Origin of the sequence: Streptomyces kronopolitis (genome assembly GCF_050953795.1) — a bacterium.
Taxonomy (GTDB): Bacteria; Actinomycetota; Actinomycetes; order Streptomycetales; family Streptomycetaceae; genus Streptomyces; species Streptomyces kronopolitis_A.
On sequence record NZ_CP191850.1, the window covers coordinates 368,266 to 393,330 of the forward strand.

Here is a 25,065-nt window from a genome sequence, read left to right on the forward strand (position 1 = left end):
GCGCGGCGGAGTTGTCCGCCCCCGGTCACCCGTCCCACTCGATGCGGGAAGGGGGAACAGGGACGAGGGACGCATGGTGGAACTGATATCGGGGCACAGGGTGCGGCCGGCCCCCGTCGAGGAGAGCGCCGGGCCCCTTCCCGCCGTGTTCGGCGGACGGACGGCTCCCGCCGCGCGGACGCTCGTGGACGTGCTGGACGCCACCGTCCTGATCCATCCGCACGCGCCCGCCCTGGACGACGGACGGACCACCCTGAGCTACCGGGAACTCGCCGCCCAGGTCGACTCGCTGCGGCGCCGGCTGGCGTCGGCCGGCATCGGTGGGGGCGACCGCGTCGGGGTGCGGCTGCCGTCCGGCACCAATGATCTCTACGTCTGTGTGCTGGCCGTGCTCGCCGCGGGGGCCGCGTACGTTCCGGTGGACGCCGAGGATCCGGACGAGCGGGCGGATCTGGTCTTCGGGGAAGCGGGGGTCAGTGCCGTCCTGGGGGCCGGGCGGGGCCTGACGATGCGGGGTCCGGGCGCCACCGGCCGTCAGCGCCGTCCGGTTCCCTCCGATGACGCCTGGGTCATCTTCACCTCCGGTTCCACGGGGAAGCCCAAGGGTGTCGCCGTCACCCACCGCAGTGCGGCGGCCTTCGTCGACGCCGAGGCCGCGTTCTTCGTCCAGGAGGAGCCGATCGGCCCGGGTGACCGGGTGCTGGCCGGTCTCTCGGTCGCCTTCGACGCCTCGTGCGAGGAGATGTGGCTCGCCTGGCGGCACGGTGCCTGTCTGGTGCCCGTGGCGCGCTCCCGGGTACGTGACGGAGCCGGTCTGGGCCCGTGGCTGGCCGAGCAGGACATCACCGTCGTGTCCACGGTCCCCACCCTCGCCGCGCTCTGGCCGGCCGAGGCACTCAACGAGGTGCGGCTGCTGGTGTTCGGCGGCGAGCCGTGTCCGCCCGAACTGGCCGAGCGGCTGGTCACGGAGGGGCGGGAGGTCTGGAACACCTACGGTCCCACGGAGGCCACGGTGGTCGCCTGCGCCGCACAGCTGACCCGGACCGGGCCGGTGCTGATCGGTCTGCCGCTGGACGGCTGGGAGCTGGCCGTGGTGGACGGGGCCGGGGCGCCCGTCGCGATGGGCGGGAGCGGCCAACTCGTCATCGGCGGGGTCGGGCTGGCGCGGTACCTGGACGAGGACATGGACAGGGAGAAGTACGGCCCGCTGGAGTCGCTCGGCTGGCAGCGGGCCTACCGCACCGGTGACCTCGTACGGGCCGAGCCCGGCGGCCTGGCCTTCCTCGGCCGCAACGACGAACAGGTCAAGATCGGCGGCCGGCGGATCGAGCTGGGTGAGGTGGACGCGGCGCTGCAGGCGCTCCCCGGCGTGAGCGGTGCGGCCGCCGCCGTGCGGACCGCGCGCGGCGGCAACGCCCTGCTGGTCGGGTATGTGGTGGCCTCGGAGGACTGGGACCGCGCGGGGGCCGTCGAGCGGCTGCGGGCCCAGCTGCCCGCGGCCCTGGTGCCGTTGCTCGCCCCCGTCGACGTCCTGCCGACGCGTACCTCCGGCAAGGTGGACCGGGCCGCGCTGCCCTGGCCGCTGCCGGAATCGTCCGGGCCGGATCCCGGGGACGCGGGTCCGGCGGGGCTCGACGGCACCGAGGCGTGGCTGGCCGAGCAGTGGCGCGAGATCCTCGGTGTGCCGGTCGCCGACGCCCGGGACGACTTCTTCGCGATCGGCGGCGGCAGTCTCGCCGCCGCCCGGCTCACCACCCTGCTCCGCGACCGCTACCCGGCCACCGCCGTCCGCGATGTCTACCGGCATGCCACGCTGCGCAAGATGGCCCGGATGCTGGAGGGTTCCGCGCAGGACGGCGGTGGCACCCGCCGGGTGCTGCCGGTCCCGGCCCGGGCCGGGCTCGGGCAACTGCTCCTGCTGCTGCCGCTCTTCACCCTGGTCGGGCTGCGCTGGACGCTGGCGCTGCTGGCCCTGGGCAATGTGCTGACGTGGTGCGGCAGTTATCCGTGGGCGCCGACGGCCTCGTGGTGGTGGGTGGCGGCCGGCGGCCTGCTGTTCTTCAGCCCGCCGGGCAGGCTGGCGATAGCGGCCGGCGGGGCCCGGCTGCTGCTGCGCGGGCTGCGGCCGGGCAGCTACCCCCGCGGCGGACACGTCCATCTGCGGCTGTGGACGGCGGAGCGGCTCGCGGACCTCAGCGGAGCCGTCGGCCTGTCCGGGGCGTGGCTGGTCCGGTACGGCCGGGCGCTGGGCGCACGCATCGGACCGGAGGTGGATCTGCACTCGCTGCCGCCGGTCACCGGGATGCTGAAGCTGGGCCGCGGCTGTGCCGTCGAGCCGGAGGTGGACCTGTCCGGTTACTGGCTGGACGGGGACCGGCTGGAGATCGGTCCGGTGAAGGTCGGCTCGGGCGCCGTGGTCGGTACCCGCAGCGCCCTGATGCCCGGCGCCCGGGTGGGCAAGCGGGCCCGGATCGCGCCCGGTTCCGTCGTCAGCGGCCGGGTGCCGACCGGTCAGAGCTGGGGCGGTGCGCCCGCCGTCCACACGGGCCGGGCCGCTCGGCGGTGGCCCAAGCGGCGTGCCCCGCGCCGGGCCGGGTGGGCGTTCCTCTACGGGGTGAGCGGCCCGGGCGCGGGGCTGTTGCAGGTGCTGGCGGTGGTCCCGGCGCTGGCGGTGGCGAGCCGCTTCGTCCGCCCCGGTGCGGGTCTCGCCGAGGCGGTTCGCGGCGCGCTCCTCGCGCTGGTGCCCGCCACGCTGGCTTACGGGCTGGTGTACGCCGCCCTGCTGATCGCCGCGGTGCGGCTGCTGAGCCGTGGTCTGCGCCCCGGCTGGCACCCGGTGCACGGCGCGGTCGCCTGGCGGGCCTGGGCCGTGAGCCAGCTGATGGATCTGGCCCGCGGCACGCTCTTCCCGCTCTATGCCGGCCTCATCACTCCGCTGTGGCTGCGCACGCTGGGCATGACGGTGGGCCGGCGCGTCGAGGTCTCCACGGTGCTGGCGCTGCCGACCCTCACCACGGTGCGCGACGGGGCCTTCGTGGCCGATGACGCCCTGCTCGCCCCGTACCGGCTGGGCGGCGGGTGGCTGCGGATCGGTGCGGCCGAGATCGGCGAGCGCGGATTCCTCGGCAACTCGGGCATGACCGCGCAGGGGCGTGCCGTCCCCGCGCGGTCGCTGGTGGGGGTGTTGTCCGCGGCCCCGAAGAAGGCCAAGAAGGGCGGCTCGTACCTGGGGATGCCGCCCATGCGGCTGCCGCGCTCGGCGGACGCCGCGGACGACCGCCGGACCTACGATCCGCCGTCCCGACTGCTGTGGTGCCGCGGGCTGGTCGAGGGGTGCCGGCTGCTGCCGGTGCTGCTCTCCGCCGCACTCGCCCTGCTGGTGCTCGCCGCGCTGGCCCGGCTGGCCGGGCAGGGCTCTGCGGTGGTGGCGGCGCTGCTGTCCGGCCCGGTACTGCTGGCCGCGGGAGGCGCCGCCTGCGCGGTGTCCGTCGCCGCCAAATGGCTGCTGGTGGGCCGGTTCCGGCCGGTGGAACGCCCGCTCTGGAGCGGGTTCGTGTGGCGTGCGGAGCTGGCCGACACCTTCGTGGAGGTGCTGGCCGTGCCGTGGCTGGTGGGGGCGGTGCCGGGCACGCCGCTGCTGAATCTCTGGCTGCGGGGACTGGGCGCCACCGTCGGCCGGGGGGTGTGGTGCGAGACCTACTGGCTGCCGGAAGCCGACCTGGTCACGCTGGAGGACGGGGTGAGCGTCAACCGGGGATGTGTGCTGCAGACCCACCTCTTTCACGATCGCATCATCCGGATGAACGGGGTGGTGCTGCGCGACGGTGCCACGCTCGGCCCGCACGGCATCGTGCTGCCCGGCAGCACTCTCGGGGCGCGCAGCACCCTCGGGCCGGGGTCGTTGGCGATGGGCGCGGAGACCGTACCGGACGGCACCCGCTGGCTGGGCAATCCGATCCGGGCCTGGCGAGAATGAGGCACCGCGCGAGCGGGGACCGCCGGCCCGTCGCCCGGGAGGAGGCAGACCGTTGAGCCCGCCACAGACCGCTCCCGGCCCGGATCCGTACTTCCCGGATCACGGGGACACCCGCTACGGGGTGCAGCACTACGCACTCGACCTGGACTACCGGCCCCTGTCCAACCGGCTCAGCGGCACGGCCCGGCTCAGCGCGCTGACCGGCCCCGCCGCGCTGCACGAGATCGCCCTCGACCTGGCCCCGTTCCGCATCCACCGGGTGCTCGTCGACGGCCGCACCGCGCGCTACACCCACCGGGCGGGCAAGCTGCGCGTCCGGCCGGGCCGCGCACTCGCCCCCGGCACGCCCTTCACCGTCGAGGTGCGCTACACCGGCAACCCCCGGCCGCTGAACAGCCCCTGGGGCGGCCTGGGTTGGGAGGAGCTGACCGACGGAGCGCTGGTGGCCAGCCAGCCGGTCGGCGCGCCGTCCTGGTACCCCTGCAACGACCGGCCGGCCGACAAGGCGTCCTACCGGGTGTCGATCACGACGCCGTCGCCGTACACCGCGGTGGTCGGCGGCCGGCTGGTCAGCCGTACGACCCGGTCGAGCAGCACCACCTGGGTGTACGAGCAGCCGGCCCCCACCTCCAGCTATCTGGTGACCGTCTCCCTCGGCAGGTACACGGCCGTGCCGTTCACCGCCCCCGTGCCGGCGGACGGACCGCACCCGCCGGTGCCGCAGACCGCCTACCTGCCCGTGTGGCTGCTGCCCCGGTTCTCCGTGGACTTCGCCCGGCAGACCCGGATGATGCGGTACTTCGAGGCGGTCTTCGGGGCGTACCCCTTCGGGGAGTACGCGGTCGTGGTCACCGACGAGGAACTGGTCGTCCCGGTGGAGGCCCAGGGGGTGGCCACGTTCGGAACCAACCATGTCGACGGCGCACGCACCTCGGAGCGCCTGATCGCCCACGAACTGGCGCACCAGTGGTTCGGCAACAGCGTCTCGGTCGCCGACTGGCGGCACATCTGGCTCAACGAGGGCTTCGCCAAGTACGCGGAGTGGCTCTGGTCGGAGCGGTCCGGCGGCACCACGACGGCCGAGCACGCCGCCGCCGCCCACCGCACGCTGGCCGCGCTCCCGGAGGATCTGCTGCTGGCCGACCCGGGCAAGCGGCAGATGTTCGACGACCGGCTCTACGAACGCGGGGGGCTGACCGTCCATGTACTGCGCGGTGCCCTGGGGGACGACGCCTTCTTCCGCATGCTCAGGGACTGGGCCCAACACCATCGTCACAGCGCGGTGAGCACCGCCGACTTCACCGCGCACGCCCAGCGGTACGCCGCCTCGCCCCTCGACGGGCTCTTCGACGCCTGGCTGCACGAAGCGTCGCTGCCCCCGCTGCCGCCCTCCACACACCCCACCACCGCCCGGCCCGACCGGGCACGCCGCTCGCGCGAGGGAGATCTCCCATGAGGACGAGACCATGACCGCCCCGTACGAAACCCTCGGCACACGGCGGGAGGGAAACGTCCTGTTCGCCACCTTCGACGCCCCGCCGGTCAACCTCATCGGGCCCGAGGTCGTGCGCGACCTGGTCGGCCTGTGCGAGGAGCTTTCCCGGCCGTCGGACATCCGGGTGGTGGTCTTCGACAGCGCCGATCCCGACTTCTTCTTCCCCCACGTGGATCTGACCAAGGTGGCCGAGTACACCGCGGAAGCGGCGAAGGCCGGCGGTCCGGGCGACGCTTCCCTGGGGATGCTGTTCCGCAGGATCAGCGAGCTCCCGGCCGTCACGGTCGCCACGCTGCGCGGCCGCGCACGCGGGGCGGGCAGCGAGTTCCTCCTCGCCTGCGACATGCGCTTCGCCTCCCGGGAGCACGGCGTCCTGGGCCAGCCCGAAGTCGGACTCGGCACCACGCCGGGCGCAGGAGCCCTTCAGCACCTGACGCGGCTGCTGGGCCGGGGCCGGGCACTCGAAGCGGTGCTGACGTCGGCGGACTTCGACGCCGACCTCGCCGAGCGCTACGGATGGATCAACCGCGCACTGCCCGACGCCGAACTGGACGCCTTCGTGGCCGCCCTCGCCGCGCGCATGGGCGGCTTCCCCCGCGACGCGCTGCTCGCGGCCAAGGCGGCCGTCAACGCCATCGGCCTGCCCGAGCCGGCCGCCGTGCGCGCGGACGCCGCCCTGTTCCAGCAGCTCGTCCGGGGTGCGGAGGCACAGCACCGGGTGGCAGAGCTGTTCGCACGGGGCCTGCAGACCCGTGGCCGTACCGAACTCGAACTCGGCGACGTACTGGGCGAGATGTCCGGCTAGCACGACCCGGCGCCGGCCACAACCTGTGGTCCGCCCTGTGGCCCGACCGTGAAGACCCCGCCGCGGACTGCCGTGATACTCGGCTGGGCTCCAACCGACTGCAGGTGCCGCGGCCGGGCTCGATGGCACATCGGATGCCGGACCGGTGGGTACCCGACCCGGAAGGCGGACGATGCGCCCCCGACTCAAGTCCGATGTCCTGTACGTGCCGACCGGCGACGGTGTCCATGTCTTCGGCGCCGGGGTCGACCTGGCCCTGCGTGGCAGGTCCGCCTACCAGTGGCTGGACCGGCTCGCACCGCATCTCGACGGCTCGGTCGAACTTGACGCGCTGCTCGGACGGCTGCCGGACGACAAGCGGCAGGCGGTGCGCGCGCTGGTGGGCCAACTGCGCGCCGCCGGCTGCCTGATCGACGCCGGGGAGGACCTGCCGCACGGGCTCACGCCGCGGGAGCTGGAGATCTATGCGTCCGAGATCGCGTTCCTCGAATACCACGGGGACTCCGCGGCACGGCGGTTCGAGACCTACCGGCACAGCGAGCTGGCGGTGGTGGGCTCGGGTCCGGTGTTCGTCTCCCTGGTGTGCTCGGCGCTGCGTTCGGGGGTGCGCAGCCTGCGCACGGTGTGCACGGAGGAAGCCGGCACCCCCACCGCGCGCTTGGCGGAGCTCATCGCCGAAGCGGCGGCGCGCGATCCGCGACAGGTCGTGCACCACACTCCGCTGGAGGACGGCACCTTGCGCCGGGTGGTCGGGCAGGCGGATGCCGTGCTCCATGTCGCGGAGGGTGCGGGGGTCGACCGGGCCGTCCGACTCGACGCGCTGTGCCGGGAGTCGGGCACACTGCTGGTGCAGGGGCTGGTCCTGGACGACGTCGCCTGGCTGGGGCCGGCCGGTGCCGCCTGGCGGTCGGCGTGGCGGCGGCTCGGCGCGCGCGGCCCGTTCCGGCCGAACGCCTTTCTCACCGGGCCGGCCGCCGCGGTGGTCGCCGCGCACCTGGGACTCGCGGCGTTCACCGCGCTCACCGGGATCGCCGCCGACAAGGCAGCCGCAGCCGGCGCACGGGAGGAGATCACGCGCATCGATCTGGAGACCCTGCGCACCTCCACGCACGCCTTCCTGCCCCACCCCACGGCGCTGCCCGCCCGTGCGGAGACCCGGCAGGAGTTCACCCGGCGGCTCGAACTGCTCGCCGCCGCACCGCCGTTGGACGAGGAGACCTTCTCCGGGCACGCGGCCCGCTGCTTCGATCCGTACGTCGGTGTGCTGCGCGCCCTCGACGAGGGGGAGAGCACTCAGGTGCCGCTGAACGTGACCGAGGCGGTGCCGCACACGCCGGGCGCCGCACCGGTGTACGGGGCGGGCACGGGCTTCGCCGAGGCGCGCCGGAGTGCCGCGCTGCGCGGGCTCGCCTCGTACGCGCTGCGGCAGGTCGACGAGCGCCGGCTGGGGCCCGGGGACACCGTGTGGGGGTGGGCGCCGGACGAGCGGCGTGCCGAGGCGGTGGCCGCGGGGCAGGTGTTCGCGGCGGGCCACGAGGTAGGCGTGGCCGCCCGTTTGAGCTGGGACGACGCCGTGGCGGACGGTCTCGCCCAGCACTGTGTACACCTGGCCCTGCGCGAGGTGGCGGAGGGGCGGGCGTGGCCGTCGCCCCTGCGTCTGGATCCCGGTGCCCTGCCGCCCGGGGCGCGGGACCTCCTCGACCTGCTGCACGCCTCCCGCGGCGCGGTCGAGGTCGCCGATCTCGGCGGGGCGCTGGGTCTGCCCGTCCTCGCCTGGTGGCAGCAGGACCGGCCGGTCGCCGTGACCTGCGGGCCGGCGTCGGTCACCGAGGGGCTCCGTGCGGTCCTGCTCGACCGGCAGTCGGTGATGACCCACGAACCCGCCTACGCGCCGGTCCCGTGGGGGATGCCGCGGGTCCCCGCCCCGGACGGGCGGCACGCCGGGGTGCCGGAGCCGGCGGGAAGTGCCCGGATGGTCGGGGCCTTGCGTGCGCGCGGGGTGCGTCCGCTCGTGGTGCCGCTCGACCACGATCCGGCGGTGTACGAGGTGCTGCCCTTCCTGGTGCGCGTCGTCCTGGCCGACGGGACGGGTGCGGCGGCGGCCGGGCCACGGGCGGCGGTGCGGGAGCGTGCCTAGCGTCGCCGAGGACCTGCGCAGCTCCGTCGGCCTGCGGTTCTGGTGGCGGACGTTCGAGGGGGTCCAGGACCTCTTCGCCGAGGGGCACGGTGAGGAGGGCGGCGCGGACGACCCGCTGCCGGTCAAGACGTACCGCGGGCTGCCCCGCCACGTCCTGCCCGGGCCGGCGCTGCGGACCGGGGACGCCCGCTGGTCCTTCGAGGCGTTCCGCGCCGCGCACCCCGACCGGGCACCCCGCCGCGACGCCCTGGATCTGCGCACGCTCTCCGCCCTGCTGTACTGGACGTACGGGGTCGGCCGGATCGAACTCGGTCCGCACGCGGTGTGGCCGTACCACCGGATGGTGGCGTCCGCGCGCTGTTTCCACCCCGTGGAGCTGTATGTGTGGCCGGCCCGTCGGACGGGCGAGCTGCCCGCCGGGTGCTACCACTACCACCCGGCGCACCACGCGCTGACGCGGCTGCGGGAGGGCGGCGTGCCGGACGCCGTGCGCGCCGCGGCGGGGGTGCGGGCGGACCACGGGCTCCTGGTGGTGTCCGCGTGGTTCCGCAAGACCGCCTTCCGCTACCGCGACTACGCGTACCGGCTGTGCGCGCAGGAAGCGGGGATGACGGTCGGGAACGCGCTGCTGACCGGGGCGGCGCTCGGGCTGCGCGGGCGGGTGCACCACCGTTTCGACGACGCCGTGGTCAACCGTGCGCTGGGGCTGGACGGCCGGGAGGAGACGGCGTTCGCGGTGATCGACCTGTCCCCGGCCGGGGACACGGACCCCCTTCCCGCTCCCGTGCGCCAACGTCCCGCTCCCGCCCGCGCGTTGCCCGTCCTTCACGCTCCCCCCGTACGGACCAACCACTCCCCCGCCCGCGCCTGGTCCGGCCTGACCGCGCTCGACCTGGCCGCCCGGCTCACCGGTCCCGGCGAGGCCGTCGAACCCGACAGTTTTCACCGGCCCGCCCCGCCACCGGCCCCGGACGGCGCCCTCGCCCTCGCGGCGGCGGAGCCCGGACCCGGCGGCGTGGAGCTGTCCGCGGCGCTGCGGGCCCGCGACTCGGGAGGGCGGATGTTCCTGCCGGCCGCCCGCCCGCTGGCCGCCGGACGGCTGCTGTCCGCGGTGCGGTACGCGCTGGAGCCCGTGCCCGCGGACCACACCGACGGGCCGTGCCGCCCCCTGGTGGACGCCTATGTGCTGGTGCTCGGTGTGGAGGGGGTGCGTCCGGGGCTCCACCGGCTGGTGGCCGGCGGAGGATCACCGGCGCTGGTGCGGCTGCCGGAGCGGGACTGGCGCGCCGTGGTGGACATGCTGTGCGACCGCACGCCTGCGGTGAACTCGGCGAAGGCGGACGCCCTCCTCTTCCTCACCGCCGACCGGCTGGCCGGGGAGCGGTGGTTCGGGGCCCGGGGGTATCGCGTCCTGCACCAGGAGGCGGGGATCGTCGCCCAGCGGATCAGTGTGCTCGCCGCCGCGGCCGGGCTGTCCGTACGGGTCACCAACGGCTACCACGACGCGATGGTCCGGGACCTGATCGGCGTGAGCGCCGCCCAGGTACCCGTCTTCACGCTGGTCATGGGCAGGCGCCGGCCCACCGCCCAGTACGAGCCGCGGCTGATCTGGTGAACGGGCCCGCGGTGGACCTACGGGCGCCCTACGGCCGCGACCACGGCCCGGCCCTGCGGCCGTCCTGCGGTCGGACCGTGGAGACGCCGGCGGCCCGGGCGCCGGAGGATGCGCATGGACCAGTGACTGGCCCACCTCACCCATCCGAGTAGAAGGGGGGATCGCGATGAAGGACGACCTTGTCCTCGACCTCGCCGACCTCAGTGTGGACGACCTGGACATCCTGCCGGCCTCACCGGGCGCGAGCCTGGAGACCGTGAACGTCGGCCACGCCATGGTCGAGATCGGCGCGTCCAACTGCACGTCCACCGGGACTCCGGCGAGCTGCTGTTCCTGCTGCTGCTGCTGAACCGAGCACCGGCATCACCGTGTCCGGCGGGCCCTGGACCGCCGGACACGGTGGCCGGGCGATGACGAGGAAGTGACGTTGAGCGACGCAGTGACAGTTCCCCGCACCGGACGGCCGCCCGCCCGGACACCGGCGCGCTCCGGTGACGCGGCGGCGCCCGCGGCCCGCGTCGCCGTCGTCGGCGAGGGCGTTCTCGCCGCGGCGATCCGCAGCGCCCTGTCCCGGACGAACCGGCTGGTGCCGGCGGAGGACCGCGCCTGCGAGGCGGTCGTCACGGCCGAGGACCACTGGGAGACCACGACCGAGCCGCCGCGCGCCGACCTCCGCCGGCTGCCGGTCCGGGTCGAACTCGGCCGGCTGGTCATCGGCCCGACCACCGTTCCGGGCCGGGCCGGCTGTGCCCGGTGCGCCCGGACCCGCCGGCACCGGGCCCTGGGCAAGGACAGTGCGCGCGCGGCGCTTGTGCAACGCCACGGCGAACGGCTCGCCGAGCGTGCGTCGCCGGTCCTCACCACCTGGTCGTGCGCCACGGCCGCCACCCTCGTGGCGAACGAACTGGACCCGGAGGCCCAGCGGTTGACGGACCGGGCCGTGGTCTTCCTGTCGCTGACGACCCTCGCCGTCGACGTACACCCCTTCCTGCCCGACCCGGCGTGCGACGGGTGCGGCGGGCTCCCCGCGGACCGGCCGCCCGTCCTCATGGAGCAGCCCCGGCCCAAGCCCGACCGGGACGTGCCCCGCGTGCGCGACCTGCGGGCCGACTGGGACGGGCTCGTCGCCCGGTACGTCGACGGGCGCACGGGACTGGTCCGGCAGCTCGACGTGCGCACCGACTACCCGTACCCCATGGTCTCCGCCCCGTTGCACCTGCCGGGCGGAGAGCAGGAGGCCGGGTTCGGCCGCGACCTGGGCTACGGGGCCTGCGCCCGCACCGCGCTGGCGGAGGCCCTGGAGCGGCTGGGCGGCGCCCGGCCCGGCGGGCGGCGCACGACGGTGCGGGCCGGCTACGCGGAGGTGGCCGACCGCGCGCTGTGCCCGACCGACCTGGGGCTGTACCCACCGGAGCGGTACGCCGAACCCGGCTTCCCCTATCCGCCCTACGACCCGGATCTGGCCCTCAACTGGGTCTGGGGCCACTCCTTCGCCCGCGACGCACCCGTTCTCGTACCGGAGGACTACGCGTATTACCGCACCCGGCACGACAACCCCACGGCCCGGCCCCTGGCGTACGAGGTGTCCAACGGCTGTGCGCTGGGCGGGTGCCTGGAGGAGGCGGCGCTGCACGGACTGGTGGAACTCGCCGAGCGGGACGCGTTCCTGCTGACCTGGTACGCCCGCCTCCCCGTGCCACGGGTCGAGCTGCGGTCGGTGGCGGATCCCCGCATCGGTGCGCTCGTCGAGCGCGTCCGCCAGGACAGCGGCCACCGGGTGCTGGCCTTCGCCACCACCCCGGACCACGGCATCCCCACGGCCTGGGTGATGGCCGTGCGTCCGGGGGGACCGGGACGGGACACGGAGCCCGCCGCGGTCTGCGCCGCGGGCGCGCACTTCGATCCCGAACGCGCCCTGCTGAACGGGCTGTTGGAACTCACCGCGAACCTGGGATGGAACCGGTCGGCCTTCCGCGAGGAGCGGGACCGGATCGCGGCGATGGTCGACGATCCGGACCTGGTGCGCGAGATGCGGGACCACGCGCTGCTGTACTGCCACCCTGCCGCGTTCGACCGCTTCTCCTTCCTGCTCGGCGACGGCGGTGACGCCGGACCGGGCGGACTGCCGGTCGAGGAGGCCTTCGCACACGCCACCTGCCGGCCGCGCCACCAGGACATGCGCGACGACCTGGCCGAGGCGGTGGCCCGGTTCACCGAACGGGGCCTGGACGTGATCGTGGTCGACCAGACCACCGACGAGCACCGGGCGGGCGGTCTGGCCTGCGCGAAGGTGATCGTGCCGGGTCTGCTGCCGATGACGTTCGGGCACCGGATGCGCCGTACCCACGGGCTGCCGCGGCTGCTGCGGCTGCCCGTGGAACTCGGCCGTCGTGCGGCGCCCCTGACCGCGGAGGAGATCAATCCGCACCCGCACCCGTTCCCGTGACCGCCCCCGACGTCGCCGTGCCCACATCCGCCCCTCCGCACCTTCCGTGACGGGAGTCCGCCATGACCGAGGAGTTCTCACCATCGGACGCCTTCGGCGTACGGATCGGCGGGCTGCCCGCGCACACCCTGGAGGACATGCGCTCGCCGGACATGTGGCGCCAGGTCGAGTCCGTACGCGACGCGGAGCACCAACTGGATTGCCTGGCAGCCGAGTTGTCCGGTCTCCTGTATGAGCAGATCGGGCGGGCCGGTGCCGGCAAACCCCTCCTGGTGGCCGTGCGGCGGGCCATCCACAACCGCCGCCCGCTCACCGAGCGGCACTGGAACGACAGCGTGCGCGCGCTGCTGCCGTCCGCCCTCGTCGCCGAGGTGGACCTCTGGGCGACGCTGCGCGCCGGCCATCAGGACGCGCTGGCCCTGCTCGACGACCTGATCGCCCACCACCTGCGCACCCGGCACACGCTGCTGCGCAAGGCGGCCGCCGATCCCGGGTTCCAGCACGGTCTCGTGCTGAGCAGCCCGGTGCTCCTCGCCGAGGTGCGCAAATGGCTCGCGCACCCCGACGAGCGGGCCCCGGAACGCTCGCTGGCGCTGCGGCTCGCGAAGTACCTCGGGCGGGTGACCATGAAGACCAGCCCGTTCAGCACGTTCACCGCGAGCGGCCTGGGGACCTGGAGCGACGGCGAGGCGGGCCGGGCGGCCACCGGCGCGGAGGTGCGTACGGTCGCCGAGCTGAACGTATGGGTCCTCCAGCAGGTCGTCCGCAGGCTCGAAGGCCATCCCGAACTCGCCGGGCGCGGCAGGCTGCGCCTCAACCCCAGCGCCCTGCGCACCGGTGACGGCTGGCAGTTCCTGGGGGCCGGGGCCGAGGAGCCGCTCCGTACGCTGCCCGGGGCGGCCGCGGTGGAAGTGTGCGTGGAGGTGGTCCGCGAGAGTCGGCCCACCCGCGAGGAGGCGGCGCGGGCCGTCGCGCGCCGCACCGGCAGCGACCCGGCCACCGCCACCGCGTACCTGGCGCGCCTGGAGGAGCTGGGCCTGCTGGAGGCCGAGCGGCCCTTCGCCGACCAGAGCCTCGATCACGTCGCCGACCTGCGCGCGTGGCTGGCCGGGGCGACGAGCCCGGAGCTGGTCGGGGTCGAGCGGGAACTCGCCGTGATCGCCGCGACGCTGTCGGACTACCCGGCGATGACGGATCCGGCGCACCGGATGCGCGCCGTCCACACCGTCGAGGGCACGCTGCGACGGATCAGGGATCTGCTCGGCGCCGATCACCTCAGCCTGCCCGCAAAGAACAGCGTCATCGAGAACGCCCTGCTGACGGCGCCCCTGTCGGGGCCGGACCGGGGGGCGTGGGATCCGGTCCTGAGCGATCTGGACGCCCTGCGGCACTGCTACGCCGTGCTCGACCCGGCGCTGCCCGGCCGGGTCGCGCTCGCCGATCTGTACGCCGAGCGGGTCGGGGCCGGGAAGACCGTGCCGTTCCTGACCTTTCACCGGCAGGTCCAGACGTGGCTGCGTGAGGACCCCGCGCTGCCCGCCCTGCTCTCCGTCGCCGTGCACGGCTACCGGACGATGCACGAGCACCGGCTGCCGCGGCTGGGCGAGCTGGCGTCACTGCGGGACGACCTGTGCGAGGTGGTCCGCGCCACGCCGGCCGATGCGCACGGAGTGGCACGGATCGCCCCCGAGCGGCTCCGCGCGGTGGCCGCGCGCCGCCCCGGGTGGATGCGGGCGCCGGACTCCGTGGCGTACTACGGCCAGCCCCTGGGCGCCGGCGCCGCACCCGAGTTCGTGGTCAACGCCGTCAACTCCGGGCACGGCCGGGGGCGTGACCGGATCGGGCGGCTGCTCACCCAGGCGGGCGCCGACGCGGCGCGCGGAGCGGCCGTGCACACCGCTCCCCCGCCCGCCGGTGTCCTCCACGCCGACACCTGCCGGCACTTCGGAAGCAATGTGGGTCTGCGCGCGTCCGCCGTGGCCCTGGAGATCGACTACCCGGGAGGGCGCAGCCTGCGGGGCGCGGAACACCGCATTCCGCTGGCCGACCTGTCGGTGCGGCACGACGCGGCACTCGGCCTGCTGACCCTGCACGCCCGCGGGCACGCCGGTGAGCTGCGGCCGGTCCACCCGAACCTGATCGCGGAGCTGTGGCTGCCGCCGGCGCTGCGCCTGCTGATGCAGGCCTTCGGCGCCACGTCCAATCTGCTGATCCCGGGCCGGCGGATGTTCGGCGATCCCTCCCTCGCCGAGGTGCGGGAGGTCCTGGCGGAGCCGCGGGTGGTCGTGGGCCGTACGACGGTCAGCCGCCGGCAATGGGTGCTGCCGCCCGATGCCCTGCCGCGGCGCAGCAAGGGGGAGAGCGACCGGTCCCTGCTGTTGCGGCTCGCCGGGTGGCTGGCGGAGCACGGGATGCCGCAGCGCTGCTTCCTGCGTGCCCTCGACCCGCGGTCGGTGGTCAGCGGGGACGTGTGGCGGGTGAAGTCCCGCAAGCCGCTCTACGTGGACTTCGCCAATCTGCTGCTGGTCGGCGTCTTCGAGCGGCTGCTCGCCGCCGGCGCGGGCCAGGTGCTCTTCCTCCAGGAGGCCCTGCCGGACCCCTCGCAGATGCCGGTCCACGGCGACAGCGGACCCCGGGTGACCGAATTCCTCGTCGAGATCAACGAAGGACGGACACGATGAGCATGACGAACGCACACGGCGACGGCCTCCGCCTGGATCCGGCGACCGCGCGCGCGGCGGACTGGGTGTGCGCCCACGTCTTCTACGACACCGACCAGGACGCGCTGCTGACCCGCTGTGTGCAGCCGTTGGTGTCGGAGCTGGAGAAGCACGGGCTGATCCAGCGGTACTTCTTCCTGCGGTACTGGGAGGGCGGCCCCCATGTGCGCCTGCGTCTGCTGCCGTCCCACGCCGGCGACCGCGCCGAGGTCACCGAGGCGGTGGAGCGTGGCATCAGCGCGTTCCTGGCGCTGTCCCCCGCCCCGGACGTGGTGGACCGCTCCCACTTCACGCAGGTCGCGCGGGGACTGGCCGGACTGGAGGGCCGCGCGGGCCACGACGCCGTGGTGCGGGCCAACAACACCGCGGAGTTCCTGCCGTACGCGCGCGAGCACGCCGACTACGGGCACGGCGCCGCCATCGCGGCCGTGGAGCGGCACTTCTGCGAGTCGAGCCGGCTGGCGCTGTCGGTGGTCACCGCGGGCGCCACCGTGGAGCAGCGGGCGCTGCTGGCGTTCGACCTGGTGGTGGGCGTGTTCGCGCTGTGCGACGAGATCCGCGAGCGGTGGGCGCGGCACGGCGGTCCGCCGCTGCCGTTCGGGAGCGGCCCCGAGGCGGCCGACGTCGAACCGCGCTACCGGCTCCAGCGGGAGCAGTTGCACGCGCGCGCCCGGCGCACCTGGGAGCTGGCCGCCGAACCCGCCGCGACCGGCCAGCGCGGATTCTGGCTCGCCTCGATCCGGCGGCTGCGCGACGCCCTGCACCGCATGGAGGAGTCCGGCGAGTTCGCCGCCGACTGGGCGGCCTCCCCGCTGGCGGAACCGCTGGACCTGCCGGCGACCGCGCACCCGGCGACGAGCCTGGTGCTGTTGCGCTGCGCCCACCTGGTGAACAACCGGCTCGGACTGACCCTGTGGCAGGAGAACCAGTTGCGGTTCCTGGTGGGGCGGGTGCTGGCCGAACTGCCCGAGGCGCAGGGCGTGGCATGACCGGGGCCGCCGAGGTGTCCTGGCACGGCCTGCACGTCCACCACCACGACGAGGCCGCGGAGCCGGCGCTGATCCTCGACGCGGTACGCCCCGCGTTCGCCGCGGTGCGGCCGCGGGTGCGCGGCTGCTGGTTCGGCCGGCACTGGCTGCGCGGCCCCCACCTGCGCCTCAACTTCCTGACGGACGAGACGACATGGCGCGATCAGGTGCGCCCCGTGGTGGAGGGCGTGGTCACGGATTACCTGCGGGTGCGCCCGTCCACCGCCGTACCGGACCGGGCGGCGCTGGCCCCCGTGCACGAACGGCTCGCGGAGCTGGAGATGGAGCCGGGGCCGCTCGTCCCGTGGGTGGCGGACAACACGGTCGTGGAGCGCCCGTACGACCACCGTCTCCAGGTCCTCGGCTCGCTGCGCGCCGGCGAGCTGCTGGCGGGCTTCCTCTCCGACACCACCGACCTCACGTTCCGCATGTACGAGCGACTGCGCACCGCTCCCCTGTCCGTACTGGCGCTGGACCTGATGTGGGCCACGGCGGCCGCGGCGGCGATCCCGTTCGAGGCCGGCGGGGCGCCGATCGAGCGGGGGGTGCTGTCGCTGCGCTCGCACGCGGACGCCTTCCTGTCCCGCACGCACGATCCGGTGGCCTACCGCGCCCGCTTCGACGAGCGGTTCCACCGGCAGGAAGCCGCCTTGAGCGCCCGGTTGCGGGAGGTGGAAGCGGCCCTGGCGGCGCCGGAGGACACCGAGTCGACGGACACCGGGGCGGCGTTCGTACGGGAGTGGGCGCGGGCCGTGCGCCGCCATCAGCGCCTCGCGCAGCCGCTGCTCGCCTCGGGCGAGGTGTCGATGGGCGGGGCGGCGCTGGCTCCGCGCATGCCGACGCGGCAGCTCAGCGAGTTCCACACGCTCCTGCTGTCCGACCACGGGCACCGGGACTTCCTCGTCGACGACGTGTGGTTCGCCTCGTTCCGCCTGGTGATGAACTACCTCTACCTCCACCTCAACCGGCTGGGACTGGCGCCCGTGGACCGCGGTCTGCTGTGCCACCTGGCGGCGCGGACCGTGGAGTCGGTGCACGGCACCTCGGCCGCCGCCAGCTTCGCGCGGTACGTCGCCGCGCCGGACGCTCAGGAAGAACCCACCTGGCGGCGGATCGGCGCCGAATGGGCGGAGGACACCCGTTAGGGCTCCGGTGTCAGCCGGCGCTGAACACCTCCGCGAGCTCGCGCCGGCCGGCGATGCCCAACTTCCGGTAGGCGCCGGAGAGATGGAACTCGACGGTGCGGACGGCGACGAACAGCCGGCCCGCGATGTCACGGTTGGAGTAGCCGTCCCGGGCCAGGTGAAGGATCTTCCGTTCCTGCGGCGTCAGGCTGTCCAGCAGCGGGTGGGCGGCGTGACCTCCGGGCTCCGGGACCGCGGCGGGCGCCACCTCACCGGCCGGACGGGGGCGGGCAGCGGCCGAAAGCGCCCCGGAGGGCGCGAAGGCCTCCAGACACCGTGCCCGGAGCGGACCCAGCGCCCTCTGGACGCGGTGTGCCAGCGGATCGGCACCACAGGCATGGGCGAGCTGGAGGGCCGCGAGCAACTCGGCGCGCGCCGCCTCCGCCCGGCCGTCCGCGGCCAGCTCCGCCCCCAACGCCGCCTGGGCCGCGGCATGTTGCAGACGGTCCGAGGATTGGGCGAGCACTCCGGTCGCCTCGGTGAGCGCACCGATGCGCTGCTCCCCGGTCTCGCTGAGTGCCAGGGCGTGCCATGCGGTGCCGACGGATTCCGGGGTCCCCCAGCGGCGGGCGTCCGCCAGCTCGGCTCCCGCGAGGGCGGCGGCCTGTGCGCGCTCCCCGCACGCCGCGAGGATCCGGGCGGCACGGGAGCGCCAAGGGAGGACCGCGGGGTTGCGCACCCCGGCCTCGTCCAGGAGGCGCCCCGCCGCGAGCAGATCCTCGACGGCGCGGCCGGGATCGTCGCTCTCGTGCACCGCGGCCCGGGCGGCCAGGGCGTACGCCGAGTCCCGCCGCCACGGCAGCCGGTGCCGGTCGAGCCTGCTCTCGGCCAGCAGGGAGCGCGCCGAGTCCGTCGCGCCCCGCAGGGCCCGCACCTCGGCCAGGGCCGACACGCCGACCACGGCCAAGGGGTGCCCGGCGGCCACGAGGGAGAGCAGACGGTCGGCCACGGGGGTCAGGGTGGCGTCGGCGGCATGGAGGTCGCCCCGGGCCCGCAGCACCGTCGCGCGCACCAGTGCCGGCGTGACCTGGTCCCAGCGGCCGGCCCGGACGCCGGAGACCTGCCGCCCGCGGCCGCAGTGCGTCCACGCCTCGGCTACCTCACCGGCCGCCACCAGCGCACCGCAGGCGTGCCACAGCAGGGTCGCCGACCCGCACCCCTCGCCCCGGGGCAGGCCCTGCCGGGCGTAGCGGGCCGCCGCCGCCCGGTCGGCACCGGCGTCGACCGCACGGACCGCGCGCAGCGCCGCGAGTTCCCGGCCGGCGACGCCCTTGCGCGGGGCTTGACCGGTCAGCGGGCCCACCGGATCGGCGGCCCGCGCCAGCCACAGGGGGGCGCGCCGGCAGATGAATGCCTTGTGCAGGCGCAGCCGTAGTTGCCAGGAGCCGTCGTGCGGAGTGCGTCCGAGCCGGACGGCGGCGTCGTCGAGGACGGTGACGGCGTCCTCGGACCGGCCGCACCCGTCCAGCACCGCGGCCAGCGCCAGCGCGTACTCCACGACGATGCCGGGGGGATGCGCCTCGCAGCGGGCCTCGTCCAGGAGGTGCACGGCCCGCTCGGGATCGATGACGGCGTACAGCTCGGCGAGTTCCCGGCGAAGGGCCAACTTCTCCTGCGGACGCAGGGGTTCACGCAGGACGCAGCGCCGGTAGCGTGCCGCGTCGTGGGGCCGGCCCTCCCGCTCCAGCTGGCGCGCGGCCAGCCGCAGCCAGCGCTTGGCCCATTCCTCGCCCACGGGGCCGGTGGCGAGCAGGTGGTGGGCGACGGAGGTCGCTTCGGCCTGCCGGTCGCGCAGCAGAGCCGCCGCCCGGAGGTGCAGGGCGGTCCGGGTACCGGCGGCGATGCTGCCGAGCACCATCGCCTCCAGCAGCGGATGCCGAAAGGCCAGCGGCGTGCGGTTGGCCAGCAGGCAGGCGTCCACGAGCTGGTCGACGGCCGCGAGCGCCTCCTCGACCGTGAGGTGCGCGAGTTCGGCGCTGACCGCGACCTCGGCGCCGCCACCGAGCACGGCGACCGCCCGCGCCAGGGCCAGCGCGGGCGCGCCGAGCGGTGCCAGCCACCGGTCGGCTCCCGTCAGAGCCCCTGACGCCGCGGTGGCACGGAGGGCGTCCTCGGTGGGCGCGCGGTCGGCGTGCGGCGCCAGCAAGGCGTGCAGGAGGGCGGGATTGCCGCCGGTGAGCTCGCCGCACACCGCGGCGGTCCGGGCGTCGAGCACGACGCGGCACCGCGCGGCGGCCGCTGCGGGCAGGTCCTCCGTCCGCAGCCCCGGCAGGTCGATCGACTCGGCCCCGGTGAGGAGCACGCCTCCGGGCGCGTGGGCGCTGCCGAGCGTGGGGGCGGCGACGGCCCTGGCCCCGGCGCCGCACATCCGGTCCGTGAGCACGACGGCCAGTGGCGCCGGCGGCACCGTGCGGGAGAGGTCCAGCAGCCACCGCAGCGACCAACTGTCGACACGTGCCACATCGTCCACGCACAGCACGAGGGGAGCCTCGGGCTCGCTGCCTGCCCGCACCGCGGCGGCCCACTCCGGGCCGGGGTCCCCGTCCGGTGCGCAGTGCCGGTCCGCCACGAATTGGCCGTCCCCGGGCCGCAGCTGGGCGATGAGCCGATGGACCGCCGCGTACGGCCGCTCCCCCGCCCCGGTCCCGCGCACCGCGGCCACCCGGCAGCCCCCCGCGGAGGCCTCGGCTCCACACGCGTCCAGCAGCGCCGACTTCCCCGCCCCCGGCTCTCCGCGGACCACCACCAGGGCCGCCGCCCCGCGGCCCCGGCGGGACCGTTCCAGCACCGCACGAAGCCGCGCCGTCTCGCTCCTGCGGCCGATCTCCCCGAGCGCCATGAGCCCCTCCCGGTCGCCGGCCGTCCCACCCTGCTCGCGGCACAAAACCGGCGATCAGTCCACAGGATGCGCGATAGGCATGAAGGGCATACTTCCGTAATTGTCTTGAAAGAAATGCTTTATGGCAGGATGCCTTTAGGCGCCCACCTCGACGTCCGCCGGCCCCGTCACCCACTCCTCGGGAGCGCTCTCATGCGTCCCGAGCATGCGCGCACGCCCCCGGGGCGACAAGCCGCAGTGCGTGCTGACGGGGGTGAATCGGCCACACTCGATCGCGCAGGACTGTGCGGCGAGGCGCGAGGCCCCCAACCCCTCCATGTGACCCGGAGTCACGACCGGCCGCTCATCGGCGACCCCGCGCTCAGGACATGACCCTGGCGGACAGCCCGTAGTCCAGCTCGTCACCGTCGACGAGTACCGCCTCGACCGTCCGCGTACGGGGGTCGACGTCGGCCACGATCCCGTCCCCGGCGTAGCGCGGGTAGCCGGAGGCGCCCGTCTCACCCGTGGCCTCGACGACCGCCGAGCGCACGGCCGCGTCCTCCAGGTAGGCCCCGTCCGCGCCCTCCACGTGCTCGGGTACCAACAAGATCTTGAAGCGCTGCGGCTGTGTAGTCACCCTCCGATTTAAGCGCCTGCGCCACGAGCGGTGCGGCAGGCGCACGGCACCGGATCGGCATCTGTGGGCAGGTCATCGTGCGGACGGGGGAGGTCACGCGCGGGATCGAGGCCGGCGCCGACTTGCACGCCTGCCCCGAACGGGCGTCGCCCCGACCCGGACGACCGGATCGGGGCGACGTGACACCGATGCGGTGTCACCTGTCCGTACCGTCGCCGGGGACGGCGTCGGCGGGGGCGGTGTGCCAGTTGGTGACGATGGGCTTGTCGACCGTGACGGAGCCGGTGGGCACGCTCGCCGGGTTCGGGTCGGACGCGCCGATGGCCGCGATGAGGAACGTGAACTCGACGCCGCCGTCGGCCTTGGTGGTCTTGGGGTTGATCCCGGCGTAGGCGGTCGTCGCGCCGCTGAGTTTGATCGCCGGGCCGACCGACTGCTCGGCGTTGCCGGCCTCGATGCCGTTGGACCCGAAGGAGATCGAGGGCAGCTCGCCGGGAAGCGTGCAGGTGACGCCGGGCTTGGCGCGGGCGGACAACTGGATGTAGCCGCCGGCCTGCGTCTCGGATCGCGCCGAGAACTTCAGGTCGTCGGCCCCGCAGGCCTGCCCGTACCCCTTCTTGCCGCCGCCGGAGGCCGACCCGGCGCCCGACGAAGACGCCTGGTCCTTCCCCGCCGAGCCCCCGTTCGACGACGAACCGGCCGCCTTGCCGCTGTCGGAGCTGTCCGGGGACGCGCCGCTCGACGCCTCCGCGGTGGCCTTGGCGGACGCGGCGGAGTCGCCGCTCGCGGCCGACCCGCCGCCGTCGGCCGAACCGCATGCGGTGACAGTCGCCGCGAGCACTGCGCCGGCAGCCGCGGCGAGCGCCACACGTCGGATGCGGGCGGTGGAGGTGCGGTTCAACAGATACTCCTCATGACATGCAAAGGCAGCGGGACCGGAGAAAGCATGCCGGCCCCGCATCGGATGCCTCCATTTTCCCGTACGCCACTGCCGAACCTACGCGCGGGTAACGCCGCCATCAGGCATTACGTCAACAACTCGGCGCATTCGGACATCAATTGACGCCGCGCCAGACCCCGCGTCGAGGATCGCCGTGCACACACCCCGGCCCAGGCGGAATGGTGCGTGGGCCGCGTCGGCGACTACCGCCCGACGGCCCGGCGCAGATGGCGACTCACCTCGCCGACGAGGTGGATACGGACGCGTCGCTCCAGGAAGCGCCAGCGTCCGTCACGGCGCACGAAGCGGTCGTGGTAACGGCCCGCGGCGATGGACTGGAGAGGCAGATCGGGCAGCGCCTGAAAGACGGTCAGATAGGAACGCGCGGTCGCCGTGCCTGCCTGTTCGTCGACCTCGATCGCGAGGTTGCTCGTCACGTGGTGCGTGCGCGGAGTGCCGTCGGAGTGGAGGATCAGCGTGTCCCGGAACATCTGCTCGATCGCTTCGCGGCCATGCACCGGTGCGCCGCTGCCGGTGAAGGTGGCGTCGGCGAGCAGGACGCCGAGCCCCGCGAAGTCGCCGTCGTCGACGAGTTCGGCGTAGCGAGCGATCAGGTTCTCCACAGCCCGGTGGCCCGAGGGCGATGCGGCCGACTCGTGGCGGGACGCGAGCATGGTGTGCCTCCCGGCGGGACGATGTGCGCGACTCGCTGCCATGAGTCCAACGGGGCAGCCTGCATGCCTGTGACGACGAGCAGTCTGCCTCACGGGGACGGCTGCTTCGCCTCTCGCGGCGGCCGTCCATCGCCCGAACCAACGGCCGGGGAGGGCCACATGGTCCGGGTCTTCCGGCGCTCCCGGCGCCCCGTGGGCTCGGTGTCGGCAACACGAGAATCCGATGACGCGCGTTCGACGACTGTGATTTCTTGGAGGAGTCGCCGGGCCTTCCGGCGACTCCTCCACCTCTTCGAGGGGACAGCACCATGAACTCCGCTCACGCCCGTATCGCGGTCGTCGGCGCCGGCCTCGGCGGCCTGGCCTTAGCGCGCATCCTGCAGCTCCACGGCCGCACCGTCACCGTCTTCGAGCGGGAGGCCGCCACCGGCGCGCGCCCCCAGGGCGGCAGCCTCGACATCCACGGCGGCACCGGGCAGGTCGCTCTGCGCGCGGCGGGCCTGCTCGACCGGTTCCGCGCCCTGGCCCGCCCCGAGGACCAGGTGTGGCGCGTGGTAGACCCCGTCACCACCGCCGTCCTGCCCATTTCGGGGCCCGAACACGACGACGACTGCCCGGAGATCGACCGCGGTCAGCTGCGCGGCCTGTTCCTGGACGCCCTCACCGAAGGCACCGTCCGGTGGGGCTGCGCCGTCGCCGGTGCCACCCCGCTCGGGGACGGCTCCTGGCGCCTGCACCTCGACGACGGCTCCACCGAGGACGCCGACCTGGTGGTGGGCGCCGACGGCGCCTGGTCGCGCATCCGCCCCGCCTTGTCGGACGCCACCCCCGACTACATCGGAGTCACCCTCGTCGAGACCGGTCTCGACGACTGCGACACCCGCCATCCCGCCCTCTCCCGCTTGGTCGGCAACGGCACCGTGCTGGCGACGGCCGCCGGCAAGGCCCTGCTCGCCCAGCGCAACAGCAACGGCCACCTCCGCGTCTATGCCACGCTCCGCGTCCCGCAGGACTGGCAGGTGGCCGCCGGCGTGGACCTCGACGACGCGGCGGCCGTGCACACACACCTGCTGAAGATGTTCGACGGCTGGGACAGCGGCCTGCTCGCTCTCCTGCGGCACCACGACGGCGGGTTCATCAACCGGCCCTTGTTCGCGCTGCCCGTCCCGCACACCTGGGAACACGTCCCCGGCATTACCCTGCTGGGCGACGCCGCGCACCTGATGCCGCCGGTCGGGCTCGGCGCCAACCTCGCCCTGCTCGACGGCTCCGACCTCGCCCAGGCACTCCTCACCGAGTCCACCGTCGACGCCGCCGTCCGCGCCTACGAGGACCTCGTGCTGCCGCGTTCGGCCCGGGCCGCCGCGGCCTGCGCCGGGGTGCTCGACGACCTCATTCCCCCGACGGACGGCTGAGCAAGCAGGCTGCGGCGACCGCACCGGGCAGGGCATCCACGCCGACCGGTTCCGGTGTCGGTGTCGGTATCGGTGTCGGTGGCGCCGCAGCTCGTCAGCGCCGGCGGGGGCGCGTCACCAGGACCCGTGCCGGTACGGTGGCGCGCCCCGCGATCACGTCGTCGAGCCCCCGCCGGATCCGACCGCGGGTCGCGATCAGCTCGTACAGGCCGGCACCCGTCACGAGCACACCGACCGCACCGACCGCCACGCCCAGTACCTGACGGCCGCCGGAGAGCGGTGCGTAGGCGATGCCGCCGTCCACCTCACTGACGTCGATGCGGAGCGTACTGCCGGGCGGGGCGGTGACCGGCAGCGTCCGGCCCCTCTCGCGAGTGTGGTTGACGGTCCAGCTGCCGAAGCATTCGCTGCCCTCGCGGGCGGCGTCGGCGTGGCACTCGGTGACCGTGGCGTTCACCGGGATGGTCGGCACCAGCGCCGGAGCGAGGATGTTCGCGGCCGCGGAGAGGGCCACCACCCCGAAGAGGAAACCGCATGCCACGAGGCAGCCGGGCCCGGGACGGAAACGGCGGTTCCGGTAGGGGGAGAGACCGACCACGCGTGTGGTGGGCATCGTCCACAACAGCGTGATCGGGAGCAGCAGTAGCGGCGCGAGGAACCGGGCCACGTGCCACCCGGTGGCCGCGTCGACCTCCCCGACCGGCCAGGAGACGAGGAAGAGCGCCAGCAGCGCCCAGAACGGCACGGCGAGGAGGCGCCGCAGCAGACGTGCGACGCGCGCCTTGCGAGCCGCCTCCTCGGGCGGCAGCGTCCGGCCGCCCTGTTGGTACATGGACATGGTTACTCCTGGGCGCACCGGCCGGAGGCTCTTGCTGCCGGTGAACACCCACGCTCGTCTCGTCCTGCGGGCAGCGTTCAACGTCTCATACGAGCGCGCCGAGCAGGACAAGCCCCCGACGCCGGCGAACTCGCCCCCGCAGGGCGGTTTCCCGGGCGAGACTGCTACTTCCAGCCGACTATGACTTCCGGGCATGCAGGGACCGGCGGGCCCCGGCGACGCCCGTCGTCGTGTCCCGACGCGGCTCCGGTGCGACGGAGTATCAGGGCGGTAATTCTCCGGAGAAGCGTTGCCGCAGCTGCTGTCGCCCGCATCCTCGGGGCCGTCGGTTACC

The 25,065-nt window shown here is 74.5% G+C and carries 16 protein-coding genes; 11 read left to right on the forward strand and 5 right to left on the reverse strand.

Going from position 1 to position 25,065, the window contains the following annotated elements:
* Positions 1 to 73 precede the first annotated feature (73 nt).
* From ACQP17_RS01440 to ACQP17_RS01485, 10 genes are all read left to right on the forward strand, one after another.
* On the forward strand, positions 74 to 3,976 hold the full coding sequence (locus tag ACQP17_RS01440; RefSeq protein WP_433854533.1) for a Pls/PosA family non-ribosomal peptide synthetase: 3,903 nt from the start codon (positions 74 to 76) through the stop codon (positions 3,974 to 3,976).
* A gap of 52 nt (positions 3,977 to 4,028) precedes the next feature.
* A complete protein-coding gene (locus ACQP17_RS01445) occupies positions 4,029 to 5,432 on the forward strand; it encodes a M1 family metallopeptidase (RefSeq protein ID WP_433854534.1) in 1,404 nt (467 codons plus the stop codon).
* Between the two features lie 10 nt (positions 5,433 to 5,442).
* The gene (locus tag ACQP17_RS01450; protein ID WP_433854535.1) at positions 5,443 to 6,276 is read left to right on the forward strand and encodes an enoyl-CoA hydratase/isomerase family protein; all 834 of its coding nucleotides are present in this window, start codon (positions 5,443 to 5,445) and stop codon (positions 6,274 to 6,276) included.
* Positions 6,277 to 6,448: 172 nt separating this feature from the next.
* On the forward strand, positions 6,449 to 8,413 hold the full coding sequence (locus ACQP17_RS01455) for a hypothetical protein (RefSeq protein WP_433854536.1): 1,965 nt from the start codon (positions 6,449 to 6,451) through the stop codon (positions 8,411 to 8,413).
* Positions 8,406 to 10,028, forward strand: a complete 1,623-nt coding sequence (locus tag ACQP17_RS01460; RefSeq protein WP_433854537.1) for a SagB family peptide dehydrogenase — start codon at positions 8,406 to 8,408, stop codon at positions 10,026 to 10,028. The genes ACQP17_RS01455 and ACQP17_RS01460 overlap by 8 nt, the downstream gene beginning before the upstream one ends.
* A 166-nt stretch (positions 10,029 to 10,194) precedes the next feature.
* Complete coding sequence (locus ACQP17_RS01465) at positions 10,195 to 10,377, forward strand: hypothetical protein (RefSeq protein ID WP_189095539.1); 183 nt, start codon at positions 10,195 to 10,197, stop codon at positions 10,375 to 10,377.
* Positions 10,378 to 10,455: 78 nt separating this feature from the next.
* Positions 10,456 to 12,474 (forward strand): TOMM precursor leader peptide-binding protein, encoded by a 2,019-nt coding sequence (locus ACQP17_RS01470; protein WP_433854538.1) that lies wholly within the window; start codon positions 10,456 to 10,458, stop codon positions 12,472 to 12,474.
* A 62-nt stretch (positions 12,475 to 12,536) separates the two neighbouring features.
* Complete coding sequence (locus ACQP17_RS01475; RefSeq protein ID WP_433854539.1) at positions 12,537 to 15,155, forward strand: lantibiotic dehydratase; 2,619 nt, start codon at positions 12,537 to 12,539, stop codon at positions 15,153 to 15,155.
* Positions 15,152 to 16,183: a thiopeptide-type bacteriocin biosynthesis protein gene (locus ACQP17_RS01480; RefSeq protein WP_433854540.1), complete on the forward strand. Its 1,032-nt coding sequence runs from the start codon at positions 15,152 to 15,154 to the stop codon at positions 16,181 to 16,183. Before ACQP17_RS01475 ends, ACQP17_RS01480 begins: the two co-directional genes overlap by 4 nt.
* Positions 16,180 to 17,367 (forward strand): thiopeptide maturation pyridine synthase, encoded by a 1,188-nt coding sequence (locus ACQP17_RS01485; protein WP_433854541.1) that lies wholly within the window; start codon positions 16,180 to 16,182, stop codon positions 17,365 to 17,367. The genes ACQP17_RS01480 and ACQP17_RS01485 overlap by 4 nt, the downstream gene beginning before the upstream one ends.
* A 10-nt stretch (positions 17,368 to 17,377) precedes the next feature.
* Here ACQP17_RS01485 and ACQP17_RS01490 read toward each other — a convergent pair whose 3' ends face one another.
* The 4 genes from ACQP17_RS01490 to ACQP17_RS01505 all read right to left on the reverse strand — a co-directional run bounded on the left by ACQP17_RS01490 (position 17,378) and on the right by ACQP17_RS01505 (position 22,478).
* Positions 17,378 to 20,245 carry a LuxR C-terminal-related transcriptional regulator gene (locus ACQP17_RS01490; RefSeq protein WP_433854542.1) on the reverse strand — a complete coding sequence of 956 codons (2,868 nt, stop codon included), beginning with the start codon at positions 20,243 to 20,245 and terminating at the stop codon, positions 17,378 to 17,380.
* 361 nt (positions 20,246 to 20,606) lie between these two features.
* Complete coding sequence (locus ACQP17_RS01495; protein WP_433854543.1) at positions 20,607 to 20,864, reverse strand: hypothetical protein; 258 nt, start codon at positions 20,862 to 20,864, stop codon at positions 20,607 to 20,609.
* Between the two features lie 196 nt (positions 20,865 to 21,060).
* Positions 21,061 to 21,765 carry a hypothetical protein gene (locus ACQP17_RS01500; RefSeq protein WP_433854544.1) on the reverse strand — a complete coding sequence of 235 codons (705 nt, stop codon included), beginning with the start codon at positions 21,763 to 21,765 and terminating at the stop codon, positions 21,061 to 21,063.
* A 242-nt stretch (positions 21,766 to 22,007) separates the two neighbouring features.
* Positions 22,008 to 22,478: a nuclear transport factor 2 family protein gene (locus ACQP17_RS01505; protein WP_433854545.1), complete on the reverse strand. Its 471-nt coding sequence runs from the start codon at positions 22,476 to 22,478 to the stop codon at positions 22,008 to 22,010.
* A gap of 308 nt (positions 22,479 to 22,786) precedes the next feature.
* On the opposite strand from ACQP17_RS01505, the gene ACQP17_RS01510 reads away from it, so the two are divergent.
* The gene (locus ACQP17_RS01510; protein ID WP_433854546.1) at positions 22,787 to 23,893 is read left to right on the forward strand and encodes an FAD-dependent oxidoreductase; all 1,107 of its coding nucleotides are present in this window, start codon (positions 22,787 to 22,789) and stop codon (positions 23,891 to 23,893) included.
* A 94-nt stretch (positions 23,894 to 23,987) separates the two neighbouring features.
* Here the strand turns inward: ACQP17_RS01510 and ACQP17_RS01515 are convergent, their stop codons facing one another.
* On the reverse strand, positions 23,988 to 24,731 hold the full coding sequence (locus ACQP17_RS01515; protein WP_433854547.1) for a hypothetical protein: 744 nt from the start codon (positions 24,729 to 24,731) through the stop codon (positions 23,988 to 23,990).
* Positions 24,732 to 25,065 lie beyond the last annotated feature (334 nt).

Excerpts from the sequence above, each read along its gene's own strand:
- ACQP17_RS01475 (WP_433854539.1), top strand. The coding sequence starts at position 12,537 with ATGACCGAGGAGTTCTCACCATCGGACGCCTTCGGCGTACGGATCGGC.
- ACQP17_RS01505 (WP_433854545.1), bottom strand. The coding sequence starts at position 22,478 with ATGCTCGCGTCCCGCCACGAGTCGGCCGCATCGCCCTCGGGCCACCGG.
- ACQP17_RS01510 (WP_433854546.1), top strand. The coding sequence starts at position 22,787 with ATGAACTCCGCTCACGCCCGTATCGCGGTCGTCGGCGCCGGCCTCGGC.
- ACQP17_RS01465 (WP_189095539.1), top strand. The coding sequence starts at position 10,195 with ATGAAGGACGACCTTGTCCTCGACCTCGCCGACCTCAGTGTGGACGAC.
- ACQP17_RS01450 (WP_433854535.1), top strand. The coding sequence starts at position 5,443 with ATGACCGCCCCGTACGAAACCCTCGGCACACGGCGGGAGGGAAACGTC.
- ACQP17_RS01490 (WP_433854542.1), bottom strand. The coding sequence starts at position 20,245 with ATGGCGCTCGGGGAGATCGGCCGCAGGAGCGAGACGGCGCGGCTTCGT.
- ACQP17_RS01480 (WP_433854540.1), top strand. The coding sequence starts at position 15,152 with ATGAGCATGACGAACGCACACGGCGACGGCCTCCGCCTGGATCCGGCG.
- ACQP17_RS01455 (WP_433854536.1), top strand. The coding sequence starts at position 6,449 with ATGCGCCCCCGACTCAAGTCCGATGTCCTGTACGTGCCGACCGGCGAC.
- ACQP17_RS01485 (WP_433854541.1), top strand. The coding sequence starts at position 16,180 with ATGACCGGGGCCGCCGAGGTGTCCTGGCACGGCCTGCACGTCCACCAC.
- ACQP17_RS01440 (WP_433854533.1), top strand. The coding sequence starts at position 74 with ATGGTGGAACTGATATCGGGGCACAGGGTGCGGCCGGCCCCCGTCGAG.
- ACQP17_RS01515 (WP_433854547.1), bottom strand. The coding sequence starts at position 24,731 with ATGTCCATGTACCAACAGGGCGGCCGGACGCTGCCGCCCGAGGAGGCG.